The 17,167-nt window shown below is 40.2% G+C and carries 10 protein-coding genes; 4 read left to right on the top strand and 6 right to left on the bottom strand.

Translation table 11 applies throughout. The annotated features are described in order from the left end of the window. Positions 1–63 precede the first annotated feature (63 nt). Entirely contained in the window at positions 64–2,475 is a 2,412-nt protein-coding gene (locus MHH52_RS03510; RefSeq protein WP_340006672.1) for a glycosyl hydrolase, read from the top strand. Between the two features lie 62 nt (positions 2,476–2,537). On the opposite strand, the gene MHH52_RS03505 is transcribed toward MHH52_RS03510, so the two are convergent. The 5 genes from MHH52_RS03505 to MHH52_RS03485 all read right to left on the bottom strand — a co-directional run bounded on the left by MHH52_RS03505 (position 2,538) and on the right by MHH52_RS03485 (position 7,004). After that, complete coding sequence (locus MHH52_RS03505) at positions 2,538–2,726, bottom strand: hypothetical protein (protein ID WP_340006670.1); 189 nt, start codon at positions 2,724–2,726, stop codon at positions 2,538–2,540. A gap of 66 nt (positions 2,727–2,792) precedes the next feature. After that, entirely contained in the window at positions 2,793–4,166 is a 1,374-nt protein-coding gene (locus MHH52_RS03500; RefSeq protein WP_340006669.1) for a hypothetical protein, read from the bottom strand. Between the two features lie 156 nt (positions 4,167–4,322). After that, positions 4,323–4,526 (bottom strand): hypothetical protein, encoded by a 204-nt coding sequence (locus MHH52_RS03495; RefSeq protein ID WP_340006668.1) that lies wholly within the window; start codon positions 4,524–4,526, stop codon positions 4,323–4,325. 357 nt (positions 4,527–4,883) lie between these two features. After that, complete coding sequence (locus tag MHH52_RS03490; RefSeq protein ID WP_340006667.1) at positions 4,884–5,453, bottom strand: hypothetical protein; 570 nt, start codon at positions 5,451–5,453, stop codon at positions 4,884–4,886. A gap of 480 nt (positions 5,454–5,933) precedes the next feature. Further along, complete coding sequence (locus tag MHH52_RS03485; protein ID WP_340006666.1) at positions 5,934–7,004, bottom strand: hypothetical protein; 1,071 nt, start codon at positions 7,002–7,004, stop codon at positions 5,934–5,936. Between the two features lie 189 nt (positions 7,005–7,193). On the opposite strand from MHH52_RS03485, the gene MHH52_RS03480 reads away from it, so the two are divergent. Further along, a complete protein-coding gene (locus MHH52_RS03480; protein WP_340006664.1) occupies positions 7,194–7,592 on the top strand; it encodes a (deoxy)nucleoside triphosphate pyrophosphohydrolase in 399 nt (132 codons plus the stop codon). A 1-nt stretch (position 7,593) separates the two neighbouring features. Then, positions 7,594–10,485 carry a DEAD/DEAH box helicase gene (locus MHH52_RS03475; RefSeq protein WP_340006663.1) on the top strand — a complete coding sequence of 964 codons (2,892 nt, stop codon included), beginning with the start codon at positions 7,594–7,596 and terminating at the stop codon, positions 10,483–10,485. A 376-nt stretch (positions 10,486–10,861) separates the two neighbouring features. Here MHH52_RS03475 and MHH52_RS03470 read toward each other — a convergent pair whose 3' ends face one another. Next, positions 10,862–15,898 (bottom strand): AAA domain-containing protein, encoded by a 5,037-nt coding sequence (locus tag MHH52_RS03470; RefSeq protein ID WP_340006662.1) that lies wholly within the window; start codon positions 15,896–15,898, stop codon positions 10,862–10,864. A gap of 488 nt (positions 15,899–16,386) precedes the next feature. Here MHH52_RS03470 and MHH52_RS03465 point away from each other — a divergent pair, with 488 nt between their 5' ends. Beyond that, entirely contained in the window at positions 16,387–16,737 is a 351-nt protein-coding gene (locus MHH52_RS03465) for a hypothetical protein (RefSeq protein ID WP_313641037.1), read from the top strand. The last annotated feature ends 430 nt before the right edge of the window (positions 16,738–17,167 follow it).

Raw genomic sequence — 17,167 nt, 5'->3', positions numbered from 1 at the left:
CCTTCCACACATTTGTAATTACATATGATTTATTTTAACAAATTTTATGTTGGAGGTTATCGAATGTCACAACAAAAATTCACCATGTATTTGATTCATCACAGTCACACAGATATAGGCTATACCGATTATCAAGAAAAAATAGAACTGCATCATATTTATTATATTAAAGAAGTCATTGATATTCTAAATGCCATTCATGCGGGGGAAACCAAGTGGGAAGGCTTCAAATGGAATTGTGAAAGCTTCTGGTGCGTAGAGAAATTCCTCGAAACCGCTGATCAATCCTATATCGATGATTTTATTAAATATGTCAAATCGGGTGAGATCGGACTATCCGGCAACTATCTCAACATGACAGAATTAGTTGATTATACCGTTCTAAACAATACAATCGCTCGCAGTGTAACAAGTATGGAGCGTTACTCGATTCAAATGACTTCTGCCATGACCGCTGATATTAACGGCTATGGCTGGGGATATGCTGATGCGCTATATGAGAATGGGATCCGAAACTTGATGTCCTGCATTCATACCCATCATGGCTACCACCCTTTATTCAAGAAGCAAATGCCTTTCTACTGGCAGTCGCCAAAGGGGAATAAGTTGCTTGTATGGAATGGAGAGCATTACCTGATCGGCAATGAGCTGGTTTGTAACGAATATGATTATGAGTATACGATTCATGATGGTCTAATGCATGAACACTTGAGTAGTTTCGATATGGCCGAAAAAAGAATCGAGGCCTATGTAAGAGTGCTAAGAGAGCAGCAGCATCCTTATGATTTCGTACCAGTCAGTATCTCAGGAATAATGAGAGATAACTCTCCTGCAAGTACCAGAATCATCGAATTCATTCATGAATACAATGCGATACACGGTCAGGAAATTGAGCTTCAGATGGTAACACTGGATGAATTCTTTGATATTCTAAACCAAGCTGAAGTTGAAATCCCAACCTATTCTGGCGATTGGACCGATTGGTGGGCTGATGGCGTAGGCTCTACACCAAATATCGTCCAGCATTATCGCGAAGCAAGCAGAAAGCTGTACGCTGCACGTCAGCTGGATCCGGATGGGAAAATTATAGGCAAAGAAGTATTCGACAGTACCGAGTACAATTTATTGTTTTATGCTGAGCACACTTGGGGTTATTCATCATCCATCGATGAGCCATGGCATCCGAATGTAAATAAACTCGATTTAAGGAAAAGCTTATTTGCGCTCAAAGCCAACGAATCTGCTTCAAGAGCTATCAATAAAATAACTTATTTCCATGGTGAAACTCCTACCTCAGTCCATAAGGAACTAACTTTTGGAGCTATTAATCCACATGACTTCCCTGTAATAGATGTCCTGAATGTTAGTTTGGAATCTTTATTTGGACACAAGCATTTTGAGATACTGGAGAAGGATACTGGTCTAGTTGTACCTCATCAAATCGGACATTATGCTCGTGGATACGAAATCAATATCCTAGTGAAGTTAGATGCTAAGCAAAAGAAAAGCTACGTGATCAGAGACATTGCCGCACCTCCTTTAATTTCAGCTGGTAATTGTGCCAAGATAGCAGTCGAGGGTGTAAACGATTTGGCAACAACATATGCCGAAACACTTCAGACGGGCTCAGTTGTAACTCCTTATAAACTGGAAAACAAGTTCTTCCGTATTCAATATGAAGAAGGACAAGGCATCACTTCGATCTATGACAAAATCAATGATAAGGAGCTAATCAAACCAACCAGCAAGTTTAGCGCCTTTACTCCAATTTATGAAGTAACGCCTGTGAAAACAACCCAGTACGAGGAAAGGCGCCTGATGGGACGCAACCGCAAGGCCGTGCATACGCAAAGAGATATCGGAAAACTCCTATCTGCCACTGTGTTAGAAGACGGACCACTTTATTCTCGTGTTGAGCTCGGTTACCAGCTGAAAGGCACCAATGCCAGCTCTCTTATCCTAACTGCATACAAAGAGATTCCTCGAATTGATGTCGATTTCCGCTTCCATAAAACAAGTGTGTGGGAACCGGAAAACTTGTATTTGGCATTGCCATTCACAACAGGCTATGACAATGAAGAATTTTGGGTTGAAAAAACGGGCACGATTTTCCGTCCAAGAATAGACCAATTACCTGGAACATGTACGGATTTCTATGCCTTGCAAGATGGCATGTGCTATCAGTCGTCGAACAGCTCTCTAATCATCACGACACCTGATACACCACTGATCATGATGGGAGATATCAAATCACATGAGATCAAATTATGTGGTGAAGAAGGTGTCAACAATATTGATGATGTATATGCATGGGTAATGAACAATTTCTGGGAAACCAATTTCAAAGTAGATTTAGGCGGATTCCATCAATATCGTTATTCCCTTCTGCTAAATGATTCGAATAACGTAGATGAAGCTTTTCAAGCCGCAAAAGCTACTAACTGTCCTGTTCTAGGATACTATTCTTTCATTTAAAAGCATATTGTACCAAGAAGAGGACATCTATGAATGATGTCCTCTTCGACGTGGGTCATGAGCTATGAAATGACAGAGGTTTGCCAACCATTCCGAACAGAAACCTCTAGCTCCAAACTACCCTCACGGCGTTCGGAATGAATAGGCATTGCATCGTCGCTTCCCGGATGCAAAATTTCGCACACGGCATGCCGCTCCTTCATGGCGAACTCAGGTAGTCGAAGAACAAGACGAACCGTTTCGTATTCCAAACATGTAAGCGAAATGAGGAAACTCTACCATATCAACTGCACTTTCTACGTGTCACGATATGCCCATTACGTGAGCTTTGATAATAATTTTGAACCGGTCATTTCCAGGTAAACTTCATGTTCCTTCTCCCATTGCTGGTATGAATCGATGTTTCTATCGATCAAATCAATAGTGTTGTCTACAACATGCTTGATTTCTTCAATGCTACGGTCATATATAAATGTAATGGAATCAATTTGCGTAAAACAGTATGCTACTTCCTTCATAAGTAAGTTCGCAATGTGACCTGCTTCTTCACTATTAAATTTTGAACGCAATTTCACAAAGTTGATATTCTTTTCCAACAAATTCTTGAAAAACCCAATAAAATTCTCGAAATCCTCCGCATTATTGCCTAGTTCTATTTCAAATAAAACTCGAAAGAATAAGTTCCAATTAAAATCACGATTGATGGACTTTAAGATTGTGCTGCCGATCATATTGCTAAATTCATCTTGAAAATATATATCCTTCTCAAATGTTATTTCACTAGTAAAGCAAACATGATTCCGACTGACATCATTCAACCTATTCAATGTTTTAACTAATGTTCCACTGTAGTCTCCTAGTTCTTCCGCATTATTAGATCGAAAAATATATTTCATGATCGTATCACTGGATTCTTTAAAATCCACGACAAGACCAATGTTATTTTCCATTTTTAATGAATAAATATCATAAATAATCTTTGACAGCAGCTTCTGGATCTGCCATTTCCGATTGGTAGGATTAATCGAATTTTGTTTATTGATTTGATTATCTACTGCCAATAGTTGACTATCAATCATCAAGAGATTTTTCTTAATCGACGTCATTAGGTTTTTTATAAATTCGTCTCCTAAGGTATAATTATTATTTTTGTAGATGACCTTGTGCTCAATCTCTCCCCAGAATATATTCACGAGAGATTTAATTTGCAATTCAAAGCTGATCTTTTTACCCTCATATTGACAATACCCGTCTATCCTGAATATTTCAAAACCATTTTTTTGCCGTTGAGGTTGTTCTCCTGCCAACTTTAATTTTATGTTTTTATTCGTGGAATTGTAAAAATACCCATCTTCATCTTGTTCATGAAAATGTTTTCTTAGTAGCTCACATATTTCTTTTTCATCTTCAATAAATCTGCATTCAATTCGTATCCCAATTAAATCTGACAGGCTCGAAATCAGTTGCTGTGGAGATGTATATTTTTTATAGTAGCCACTTCGAAGGATTTTTTCTTTTAGACTTGATGTAGATTTGACTCTGGAATTAACGTTCAAAGACCCTTCATTATAATCTTCTAATACTTTTTCAAAATATAACCGTATATCTCTGCTTGCTGCATTCAACTCATTTCTGGAATCCTCCAGATACTCTGTAACATTCTCTATAAAATTGAACAATTCTAATTCCATAAAACTCCTCCTTATGATTAATCATGACAAGCCTAAAGCTTCCCTGAATTAAAATCAGGATACCATCCTGCATCGATGGATGCAAAAGCAAAAGCCGTGTCTGATAAACGTATCTCCTGAGAGTCATTTCGCTGCATCTTGCTTTAATTTTTTTGTTCACACTGAATAAACTCCTGCTAAAAAACAGCCCTCAAACCCGCATTCCACCGTTGCTCGTATAAATAAAGCCATGCTACAAATCGAAGCTTTTCTCAATTTTTCACTTCTTTTTTCTATCACGACTTTATTATAATCTGAATAATGTCTTGATACAAAAACAGGGGAAAGGCTTGATGGATCTGGGTTTTCCCCGTTCTCCATTCGTCCCTCCCCCTATTCTACCACGTCTTTATTCGATTTTTAGCACGAGTTTATTTGTTATATCACGGGTTTATTTTTGGGTTACACATTCCTTACAAGTAATACGACGGACTCCACGTGTGTGGAGTGCTCAGTGTGAACAAACTTTATACGATGAGCCCCCATCAATGAAAACCGGCTACGAAAGATCTTAGTCTAACCCGATCCATATGTAGCATATGCGGACATCCCTCCCATCATCATAGCTTTTGTAAGATCATCTGCGGATATAAAATTACATGAAATTCGCTTCAAGAAAAGTCAAGACACTTCCTGACAGTGTATCTACTCTTGAATATTCAATGAAGTTATTTATTTTCATAATGTACTACGCCTTACTTCATAAAAATATTGCACAATTGGATGCTTTAACTTCATCTTCTCACTCATGTTTAAAATTCGCTTTTTTCCAACTCGTCTGTCCACTAAAGCTAGAATATTCAATAAGATATCATTGCTCTCTATGCTTTCCTCTATAGAAGTAGATAAAAACTTATTAGCTACAACGATAAAATTCGATTTACTTAATGATGTCTGTGCTGACAAAAGCTCCTTTGCAACTTCTGATATTTTTCTACTTCTTGCAATTACTATTAGACGATCCTCTGGGATGATCCCCTTACTATCTTTTCTAACCGCTTCAATTTCTTCATGGTTGATAGGAATTTGGAGATCTGAATCATTCTTAATCTCCTGCTCCGTCTGATACCATCTAATTGAGCTAGTTCTATCATTCATATTGAGTACGTTCTTTTTATCTACCGAAATATAACAACTCCCTGATTTATCAGGTAAATAACGGTAACTGGTTGCGCGGTATTCGACCCTTCCATATAATGCAGGACAGAGAAAACTCTCCAGTTGTTGCTTCAATTTGCTCCAGGACATATATCCTCCTATGTTCTATATTATAAATACCTGTTGAGGCAGTCGTTCTATTATCCATAATACAACCCCACTAAATACTAGCAATCTCACGTTTCTCAATTTCCTTCTGAATAGACTTATAAACGTAACGTAGTAGATCATATTAGTCAAATTAACAATACCCGATTCTCTGTCAGTATGAATAATCCCGTGCTACAAAACCTGAACAATATCTTGATATAAAAACAGAGGAACGGCTTGATGGATTTGGTTTTTGTCCCAATCTCCATTCATCCGATCCTCTAATTTATCACATCTTTATTCAATTTCTAGCACGGGTTTATTAAGGAGTTGCACCCTTATAAACCAACGAACGAACTGCTTCCACATGCATTGAATGTCCAGTGTGAACAAACCTTATACGATGAGTCTCCATCAAAGCTTGATACATGTCCGCTTGCGAGATAGCGTAGTCTTTTGAAGCTGATCTACCTGGTGCGTTTACCGATCTTGGCTCTCCACAACCACTATTTTCTCTCCCTTTATGAGTTCAGCGATAGAGTAGTATCGTGCACCAGAGTTATTAATCAATGGCTTGGGTAGATGCTTCAAATGAATTACACCTTTACTACAAAGATTATAGAAACGATACTCTTCTCCTGGATGATTAAATCCATAACCACCATTTATACGATTTGATATGTATTCTTTAATTCTAGTAGCAAAATCTATCTGTATACCTTCTAATAAAACGTCGAGAGAAGGAGACAACGGATCAAGAACAACTATCTCATCAATCTTATATAGAAACTCCATTTCTCCACCGCCACTAGATCTGAAAGTTATATATATTGGAGTTTTATATGAAAACCCTCTCGCAGTATGTGGGCATGCATGAACAAAATGATTCTTCGTTAACTCATGCGTCTTACCCGCTGCAACCGACAGAACTTCAACCTCGTAATATTTCATTCCTTTTCTCACCCCTTTAATAAAATCTATAAATTCTGTTGCAACAGTTACATCCTCACCTCTTCTAATCTCTTGACTAATTACATCGTTTATCATTTCTATAATGTCTGTCCAAGTAAGACTGACAAATCCATTCTCAGGGGGATGAAGCACTCTATACTTTGTTAAGGTTACACCTAGCTGAGGTACATTAGCATCGAGCGGAAAATTTGTTGGATCAAGATACGACTCCAGTTGTCTTGTGATATCCTTTTGCAGTACAGAAGCACTTACGCTCTTAGCTTCAATTACTATAACTAGTATTTTGGTGTTCCCATGGAACAAAGACAAAGTAATATCGCGTCTTATTTTCTTTTCTCCCGCTGATAACATTTCCGCATCTACTTGAACAAAATCAATTTCCTGCTTAAATTCTGCGTACCTATATTTAGTCAGACGATTAATTTCTTTTAGAAAGAGCTGAATCAAGTTAGGATATCTTGAAAATAGGTACGAGAGTCCTTTGGTCTGCTTCGTCTCTGTATCCCCATGTATCAAATCAAAAAAGGTTGAATGGTAATCCGTATTTCCTTCATGATAAAGACGTAGCATAGTTTTCATTATCGATTCTCCCATACATGATAAATAGGTTTCGTATTCACTAGATGCTATCATTCATTCGATGAATAGTCTGTCAGAAATCTTTCATAATATCCCTCAGTAGCCCAAAGCCCCATTACTATAATAGAATAGAATTATAAATGCAGAATTGATTGCATAAATACTAGACTGCATAACCGGAGGGAACTTATGAAAAAGCATATCTACGTAGTTGGAGCTGTCATCATCGAGAATAATAAGATCCTCTGTGCACAGCGCGGAGCTACTAAAACACTAGCTTACAAGTGGGAATTCCCTGGTGGCAAAATCGAAGAAGGCGAAACTCCTCAGGCTGCGCTGAAGCGCGAAATTAACGAAGAAATGAACTGTTCAATTGAGATTGGCGAAGAAATTGAAACTACTGTGCATGAATATGATTTTGGCTTTGTGCATCTGACTACTTTCTATTGCCACTTACTAAGTGGGAAGCCTACCTTAACTGAACATGTTGCTATCCAGTGGTTATCTGCTCATGAACTGATGTCACTAGATTGGGCGCCTGCTGATATTCCTGCTGTACACAAAATTCAGAAGAAGCTGACAATATAACATGGACAATCCTATTCAGCATTTAAAAAGCACCTTGAACTGGGCGTTTATTGACCAACAGCTAGATTCTTTAGATCAATACAAGCCTAGGCTTCTAGTCAACAATAAAGAGACCAGCGATTTTGTTCTTACCCCTTTGCTCGAAGAACTGGATCGCTGTCAGTCCTTTATTTTTTCCGTTGCTTTTATTACAGAGAGTGGACTAGCCACCCTGAAGTCTCATTTAGCTGATCTAAAAATGCGCGGAATATCGGGCAAAATCCTTACCTCAAATTATCTGAACTTCAACCAACCTAAAATTTATAAAGAGCTTCTAAAAATCACAAATGTTAACGTACGGTTGACGGATCTAAGTGGATTTCATGCCAAAGGATACGTTTTTGAGCATGAAGATCATTCCACTATCATTATGGGAAGCTCCAACCTAACCGCCGCTGCATTAAAAGCCAACTATGAATGGAATGTGAAGCTAACCTCTTTTAAACATGGAGGGCTCTTAGGACAGTTTCATAATGAATTCAAAAAAGTATGGGAAAACGCAGTCCCACTAACGGATAAATGGATTGAATTGTATCAAATTCTCTATGACGAGGTTCAAAAGGCAAACCGTAACCATCCATTGACGCTACCCTTAATTCCTGAAGCGATCCCGCAAACTGTTTTTAGTACAATTTCACCTAATAAAATGCAGCAGAGTGCGCTGATGAATCTACAAGCTCTTCGCAGCACTGGAGCGCAGCGAGGATTGGTCATTTCGGCAACAGGAACAGGAAAAACCTATCTCTCTGCTTTTGACACGAGGAACTTCGCACCAGGTCGAATGCTATTTATTGCACACCGAGAACAAATTTTGCACAAGGCAATGACTGATTATCAGCGAATTCTAGGGGGCAACGATAGTGACTACGGTATTTTATCCGGTACTAGTAGAGATACAGATGCCAAATACCTTTTTGCCACTATTCAGACGATTTCTAAACTCTCGACATTAACAAATTTTGATCCAAAGGCATTTGACTACATACTGATTGACGAAGTCCACAAAGCTGGAGCTCATTCTTATCTTAAAGTTATTGAGCATTTTGAACCTAAATTTCTACTCGGCATGACCGCTACACCCGAACGAACGGATGACTTCAATATCTATGAGCTTTTCGACTATAACATTGCCTACGAGATCCGTCTGCAGGAAGCTTTGGAAGAAGATATGTTGTGTCCATTTCACTATTTTGGCGTCACTGACTTTGAATATAACGACCAAATGATTGACGATACAACGATGCTCTCTCAATTGGTCACGAACGAAAGGGTTACATACTTAATCGAGAAAATCGAATATTACGGACACTCCGGCGAAACGGTAAAAGGGCTAATTTTCTGTAGTCGCAAAGAGGAGACCATCGAGCTATCCCGCATGTTAAATGCAAGGGGTTATCGCACAAAAGCATTAACAGGAGATGACTCTCAGGAAGTCCGTATGCAGTGTGTAACAGATCTTGAAGCGGGGAACCTCGACTATATTCTGACGGTCGATATTTTTAACGAAGGGATCGATATTCCTTGTATTAACCAAGTCGTAATGCTTCGACAAACCCAGTCTAGTATTGTATTTGTTCAGCAGTTAGGACGCGGTCTGCGTAAACACTCGGATAAAGAGTTCGTCACCATCATCGACTTTATTGGTAACTATAAGAACAACTATTTGATTCCGGTAGCCCTCTCCGGCGACAAGTCTCAGAACAAGGATAATATCCGTCGTCATATGAAGGACACTAGTTATATTAAAGGCGTCTCAACAATTAATTTCGAAGAGATTGCAAGGCAACAAATTTACCGATCGATTAGCAACAGCAATTTAACAGCGCTCAAAATCCTTAGAGAAGAATATTTCCAACTCAGAAATAGACTGAATCGAATCCCCCGATTAATCGATTTTATTGATAACGATTCGATCGATCCACTGATCTTTACTGAGGAGCACTTTAGCTATTATCACTTTTTGCAGAAAATCAAAGAAACCGTGCCACATCTATCCGAGCAAGAGAAAATGATTATAATGATGTTGTCCGCCGAGATTCTTAATGGAAAACGCAAATATGAAATCCTACTATTAAAGCTACTTTTAGCAAAAGATCAAGTTACCTATGAAGAATACATAAATGCCCTGCAAGAAAGGGGTTGCTCAACAGATTCCGAAACGATCGATTCGGTGAAACGTGTTTTAGACTTGTCTTTTTTCACTGAAGCAGTGAAGAAGAAATATGGAAACACCGCTATCGTGGAGTTCGCTCCGGATCAGTCCTTTAGATTCCACACGATGATGGCCCAGTCCTTACAGAACAACGCTTATTTCAGAGAAATGATCACAGATATTGTTCAAACCGCAATTCATAAAAATGAGCAGTATGTATGCAGCGAGCCACTAACTCTATATCAAAAATACTCCCGCAAAGATACCTGTAAATTATTGAATTGGCATAGCGACGAAAGCTCTACCATGTACGGATACAAGACGAAGCACAAGACCTGCCCGATCTTTGTAACGTATCACAAGCATGACGGGGTCGAAGCAAGTACGAACTATCAGGAGGAATTTGTGAGTCCACAGGTTCTGAAGTGGTCCACAAGAAGTAGACGAACCCTTGAATCCGATGAGGTTAGAACCATACTTGAGGCAGACCAACGAAACATCGACCTGCATGTATTTGTGAAAAAAGACGATGCCGACGGAACAGAGTTTTATTATCTGGGTAAAGCACATCCCGATCAAGAATGTGCTGTTCAGGCATCTATGGTCGATAAGAATGGTACTTCCATATCCGTTGTGCATATGAATTTGGTGTTGGAGCATTCGGTGGAGAGTAAGTTGTATGGGTATTTGACTTGGGGTTAGGATTAAGCTTTGCTTAATTATGATGGTATAGGTCATAGGTCAATAAATTCGATTAATGCCCTAGCCAGATGGTAATAAGGGGAATTAAAGATGACATTCAATAGAAGGACGTGGTTTTTCAAAAAACAAGATCTCAAGGTTGCTTGGGTTGAACTAAGTCTCAAAATAGCTAAACCGCAGTGTGAAGTTGCATCGTTATCTACATGAATATACTTTTAAAAAATGTGTGCCTCATCGGCTTAGTATTCTTAAAAGTAGCAACGATCTAGCATATTTTTTCTTACACGCTAGATTACTATGCTTGAGAAGTAATGAAAAAGACGACTACAACAGTCGTCTTTTTTCATTACTAGTATATTCATATTTAAATCCAGCTCTAGACAATCGAACTATCCTCCTGATATCCGCTATACCAAGCAGCCCTCCAACGAGTGTCATACGTACCTTCTTTCAAATAAGTAAACGTTACACCTCTTTGTTCCATTGTTGGCAAATGCCTGACCATCTTTAAGTCTTCTATTACCCAGATCATACCATCTTGATCTCTTAAATCTAGGAATTCAAGGCCATGAGACTCCAAATAGTTCGTCAAGCTGAAGGTGGATTCCGTAGAAGTCTCCAGTCCCCCAATCATTTGGGAATCGCTCCAGTAATGTACTTCCAACCCGGCAGCCGTTTCCAGTACCAAAAGCTCTTGTTCAAATGCCGCTTGTCTTTCTTCTTCTGCATCCCGCATTTCTTCTGTCCAATAGTAGACCAAATTCGGTTCCATACTAATTTCTCTGAAAAAGAATTTTTCAGCGTCCTCTTCCTCGGACTGAACGACAATTGATTGTTCTACTCCGAAGTCCGATGGAATTGAAGCGGCTGGAATCGGCTCCTTTTCGAGCTCCTGCCATTCCTGTCTAATTCGCGCCGCTCTATTTACTATTGCATCTTTAAGCATAGCCGACTCGGATTCTCCTGTATGCATGCCCATCTCCTGCTGGTTCAGCTCACGTGGTATGTTCAGTTCCTCTAACTTCCCGAACAACGGAAGCAGTGCCCTCTCCGGATGTCGGAAGAATTCCCCACCTCTGATCCGTACAAAGGTCCACCCAAGTCGCTCCAGTATGGATTGCCTGTCCATATCTTCCTTCAGCTTCTCCGCTGGATGCCATCTGTCCCCATCACATTCAACGGCCAGTCGCTTGCCGCCCCCTTCAATAACCATATCAATTCGATAGGCCCCCACCTTCCATTGGGGACGTACTCTATATCCTTCCTGCAACACACGTTGCATAACCTGTCGCTCGAACTCAGATTCAAGGATAGCTTCATACTGCTTCAAGGCTTCATCGGCGGCATATGGATTTCGGATATACTCAATTAATCGTTTTCGAAGATCGCCCTCTTTAAGTTGCGTTGAGGTATCAAGAGAATGAACAAGCCATATTTGATCACGAGCTCGACTAACGGCTACGTTATAGCGCTTTTTAGTTCGATTCCCGGGATCTGAAATTAGACGCAGTGGTACAGATTCTTCTGATGCATCGACCATGGACAGAAAAATAACATCTCGCTCGTCTCCCTGAAACTGCGCTGAATTTCCGCAGCGTATCTTTCGACGTTTGTATTCCGTGACTGGTATATGTTTCTGTAGATACTGATCAATTAGAATAGCCTGTTCTTCCCCAAGCAGGGTAATCACCCCAAAGGTAGCGTCCTTATACTCCTCTTGCTCAATGGCGGAAAGAATGAGAGAAGCAACTGCCTGCGCTTCCGTCTCGTTCTGTTTGTTATTTCTTACTCCGCTCTCAACACGGTACTCAACAGTATAAGGCTTAGTGGACACCCCACCTGCATCTCTAAGTGGTAGAATCGAACCATTATAGGACAAGCTGTTACTGAACTGGATAATCGGTTCTACACAGCGAAAATGTTCTCTGAGCTGCGTCATTCCCGCAAAGGAGGTTTTGGCTAAATCATAAATTGAAGTGCTCCCGTCATACAGGGCCGAATTAGGGATATCTTCCAGGAGAGTATCCATCAACCTTCTTGTCTCATCCAATCGCTGTCCGATTGCCTCTGGACTTACCTGTTCATCATCACCTACAACTACAATTTGTTTACCCAAATAAAGCGCCGTTAATGCCATAATATCCGCCTGGCTAGCTTCATCCACTATAACTACATCAAAATGGTTCTCAGAAGGATTGAAACTGTCTACCACTCTGTAAGTAGGCATAATCCAGACAGGAACAGCAGTTTGACAGATTGGCATAAGCTTACGGGCCTCGGCAAGAAGATGCGGCGCCGCTTTCCCCGTCCGCTTCCCTGCTTTTTTCATTAAGAGCTTCCAGCCATGGAGAGCGTTCTGCTGCTTAAGCGTAGTCTTTCGTGCGAGAGCGAGCCAAGCCTTTTTCTCGACCAGTTGTAGAGTGACCGATTTAAACTGTTTACGGATTCCCGCTAGTTCTTCTTGCAACTGTTGTGTAGAAATCGCCGCTCGTTGATCCAATTCCATATTTAATTGTTTAAGCAGCCAAATAGTCTGAACATCACTTAGAGCTTGAGCATCACCGTGAACTCCACACCTATTCCTAATCGCCTGTGACCAATCGGGAGCACTCTCTTCCAACTGCTGCAGCCATTCTTGTCGCTGACGAATCAGAGTACTTTTCCCCCATAATTGCTGTAAGGCACGATAAGCTTCTCCATACTTTTGCTGATTTAGCTGCACAATGCTTTCCTGAAGACTACTTAATATAAGTGAATGGGGTTCTGCTAGAGTACTAACGGTCTGTACCACTTCCTGAATACGACAGTTGACTATATTCCATCTCTCTGCGTGGATATATGAATTTATGATTTCTGGAAGTTCTTGCTCTACTAATTGCTGCAGATGAAGCCATTCGGCATTCTTGTCTATCGGAAGCGGCTTGGAATTATACAACGCACGCCACACAAGCCCTTCATTCTCTAAAATCTGTAACAGAGGATTGAAGCTTGATTGTCTCCAGTCCAACAAACCACGGATTTCCGTCTGAACGTTCTCCATATACTCTTCAGGCTGCGGCCCAAATTCGGAGAGATCGTAACCTCCTCTATCGGTTACCTGTCGTTTCCAACGAGCAATCGATTTAGAACGCTGATTTTGGTAACTAATGACCGTTAGTAGGGCATCAAGATAAGCGATATCCAACTCCTCGATCTCCTTGCCAGGAGGTACAATAAGTTCACAAGCCTTCTTCCATTGCCGCTTAAGTAGCAGCTGAAATGAATTTAGTTTCCCTCCATTTTCCAAGTGTCGCTTTATTTCATTCAGCACAGGAAGTAAAGTCTGCAAATCACCCTCGGTCAAATGTTCAAATTCATACTTGTATCTAGCAGATCTCGCTGTACGATATAGCACTAACCACTTCTCTACTTCTTCCAGCAATTCGATCCAGTCGTTCTTTTCATTCTCGTTAGTAAAAATCAGTTCAAGCTTCCAATCCTCATGATTGCCTATGACCAACGTTTGACGCAATTGCATAAGGACAGTACACAGCTTATCCGGTTGTATATCCATGTTTGTTGTCCAATAAGGTAAATGTTTATTCTTATCTGCGCTAAGCAACTTATGATGTTCTTGGACTAGTTCATTAAATTCTTCAGGAGTAATAAGCTTTTCTGTTTGAATAGATAAATATTTGAATTCATTCTCATCTTCTGCTGTAATCTCACCAGAGCTTATATATAGGCTATTCAATTCGGAAGGAGTAAGCGGAAGAGCATGACCTGCCACAATCCTTCCTGGGATTAAGTCCAGCGTTTCCTGTCCTGCTGAGATCATTTTCGCTGCTCTGGAAGGATCATACTCAGAACCCCAAAGTATAATTGGTCGATAGTCGCTCTCTCTAGAGATTCGAAGGCTACTGTTAATCACTTCGATCTGTTCCAGAATTGATCTGCGTTTAGTAGCTAGAACCGCTATATCCTGCTCAGTCTGCTCCAACGATATCGAACTTAATGTCGATGTTATGATGTCAATGGAGTTCTCCAGTTGCTTCTGACCGCTGACATCGTCCAATACGCTGACGCATAAATTTTGAAGGGGTCCGGCCACTTTATCACGCAGAACGCTTAGTGCTCTTGAGGTGTGGCTGGTTACAAGCACACTCTTACCTTCTGCTAGAAAATGACCAAGCAGGTTGGCAATAGTATGTGTCTTACCTGTACCTGGTGGCCCCTGTACCAAAACCGAACCAAACCGGCCCAGCTTCAGGGCAATATCCAACTGCTCCGAGTTTGCCTCTTTGGTAAATAGAATCTCCTCGTTCTCTCCATTAACATTCAAATTGGAATATGAAAAAGCATTTTCTGCCTGTGGTGCCGTTTCTATATCAATTCCGGTGATTCTGGCTATCGCCTGTGGAAAATCTTCTCTTTCATTTAAATCCTTAATGATTTCTTCAATCGCATGATCGAACCCAATAGTACGCTTACGCAAAAAAATCACTGGCTCTCTCCGAATGGACACTGCCTTATTCTCCTGACTTAAAGCCACTTCTTTACTACCATATGGCATAAATATGGCTTTAGCAGACAAGTGGCTGGATACCTTTTTTAAATAATTATCAGTACCAACATGTCCTAAGGGTGAACAAGGTAACTCCGACAAATCTTCGGTGCATTTTTTTATGGATTGCGAACTAACTTCAAGCGTATCTCTAAATAGAGCACTATGAAACATAGGCTCATCTTCAGTAGAAATCAGTGTAAACTCTGGAACATCCGGATTAAAAAACAGTTGGACCTTCTGTAGCAGTACGGGATGATGAATGGTTTCCGGCTGCAGCTCCCAGTGTAGTATCCCATCGCCAATCATTAGCTCCACGGAATCCTTTTCACGATCTATCCATGAATAGAGCATGTACAAATTCTCGAACAACTTAATAGTCTTACGTACGGGCCATTCATTTTTCTTCCATACTTCACGATCCTCAATCCATTTTCCCCAGATCTGTACTCTTTCTTCATCCTGATCGAAACGTTCCTGATATGCTTCATACTCCTCTAGATCCTCTTGCTCACGATAGCTTTCAAGACTTTCAATTCGATCCGGCTGCGTCTGAATTTTCTCCCAATCCGGCTTCAGCCAGCGCTTCAGTACCTCAGGTGGTTTCGGGCAGGGAGTCGGATCAGGTCTCCTAACGGTCAGCAAGACATCAGAAATCAGATCCTCTATACGTTCAGAAGGATTTATTTCGTCCACAAAATCACAGATTACATTGGGATTGCTCGGTAAATCCAAAAAAGATTGTGACCATAAATGACCGGAAATCCTTTTGATTACCGGCTGTTTTAGTTGATTCATAGCTTGCAGGTAGGAAAACACTTGAATAAGCTTCTGTTTAGCAGTACTGCGCTGATCCTCACTGGTTTCCATAAAAGACTTCCTTCTTTCTTTTGCGACAAAAATCCAGTTTTTAAGACTATTATAATATAAACACCCAGCCAAATGAGTATAAAGAATGTCCGTTTAACGATGAATATTGCCAGAAGGTATACAAGAAAAAGTGGATGACTTACTCTAGGGGAAAATCGAAGCTGAGGTCTAACCAGTATTATTCGAGAATATAGAGAAATTGTATCCCGTATAGAAGGTAGCGTGCACCAAACCTCTTCCTCGGATTGACAACCGTATTCACTCCAGTCACCACGGTACAATCTCATAAATTTTTCGCCATTTTTAGCTGCTTGTGCTACATTAGTAGGGTATTCCTATCTTGGTAATACTTTCAGCGTGTATAGCTAAGGATGAAGTTTCTTCCACTCACGAGTACATTGTGATGTTCAGCTACTAGCACTATGATAGATTTATATTTGCTAAAGCTACTTAACAACTAGAGTAACTACATTTCAAGGAGATTAAGGATGAAAAAATTAATTACAAGCGTTATGATGGTGTGCAGCATGCTAATAATGTCACAGATTGTGAGTGCTGCTAGTGTAATCCCAGAAAATGTATTGAAACACAAGTACCCTAAAGAAAAAGTTAAGTTGATCCAAACCACTGACTTGAACCACGATAATAAAATGGAAACGGTCATGCTCACTGAGTCTGGTAACTTTTTTTTACTTAACTCAAAAGGTCTGCTTGTGCTTATAGATACCGGAATTCAAGTGTATGATGATGGAGAAAGCAAGACAAGCTTGACTTTTAACCGTGACGCCGAAAGAACGACAGATTATAATTGCGGTCGATTATCTACCCTCAAATACTGAAATTTACGCATATCGTTTGCAGTACGGGACGCTAGTTAAGACGCTTGAAATGATGGGAGATCTCGGCGTCGAATTTGATAAGCAAGGTCGCATACATCAATATTGGAAAGATATTAGCAATTTTCAAAATGATGGTATATGGAGGCATGCAGAAGGTATTTATACTTGGCAACCATCTACAAACAAATTCAAACCTTCTGGAAATTACATGTTGCAATCAAGTTAAGTCTGATAGGAACACTGCATGATGTAGTGTCTTTTTTTATTTAGAATGAAGAAACTCTCTCACCACAAATAGGGGTAGCTAGAGTAAAGGGCTGAGTTTTCATTTCAGCCCCTCCTCATCAAAGCGTACACTATCTTAAAGATATTGCTAAACCAGCCGTTGATCTGGACCGCAAACTCAAAAAGAGGGGTCAAAATCATCTCT

The organism is Paenibacillus sp. FSL K6-0276 (assembly GCF_037977235.1).
GTDB lineage: Bacteria > Bacillota > Bacilli > Paenibacillales > Paenibacillaceae > Paenibacillus_AQ.
Note: the sequence above shows the minus strand (reverse complement) of the source record. Positions and strands in the feature narration are given on the sequence as shown.

Coding starts and splice junctions, on each gene's coding strand:
- MHH52_RS03510 (WP_340006672.1), top strand. CDS start 64: ATGTCACAACAAAAATTCACCATGTATTTGATTCATCACAGTCACACA.
- MHH52_RS03500 (WP_340006669.1), bottom strand. CDS start 4,166: ATGGAATTAGAATTGTTCAATTTTATAGAGAATGTTACAGAGTATCTG.
- MHH52_RS03495 (WP_340006668.1), bottom strand. CDS start 4,526: ATGGAGAACGGGGAAAACCCAGATCCATCAAGCCTTTCCCCTGTTTTT.
- MHH52_RS03490 (WP_340006667.1), bottom strand. CDS start 5,453: ATGTCCTGGAGCAAATTGAAGCAACAACTGGAGAGTTTTCTCTGTCCT.
- MHH52_RS03485 (WP_340006666.1), bottom strand. CDS start 7,004: ATGAAAACTATGCTACGTCTTTATCATGAAGGAAATACGGATTACCAT.
- MHH52_RS03480 (WP_340006664.1), top strand. CDS start 7,194: ATGAAAAAGCATATCTACGTAGTTGGAGCTGTCATCATCGAGAATAAT.
- MHH52_RS03475 (WP_340006663.1), top strand. CDS start 7,594: ATGGACAATCCTATTCAGCATTTAAAAAGCACCTTGAACTGGGCGTTT.
- MHH52_RS03470 (WP_340006662.1), bottom strand. CDS start 15,898: ATGGAAACCAGTGAGGATCAGCGCAGTACTGCTAAACAGAAGCTTATT.
- MHH52_RS03465 (WP_313641037.1), top strand. CDS start 16,387: ATGAAAAAATTAATTACAAGCGTTATGATGGTGTGCAGCATGCTAATA.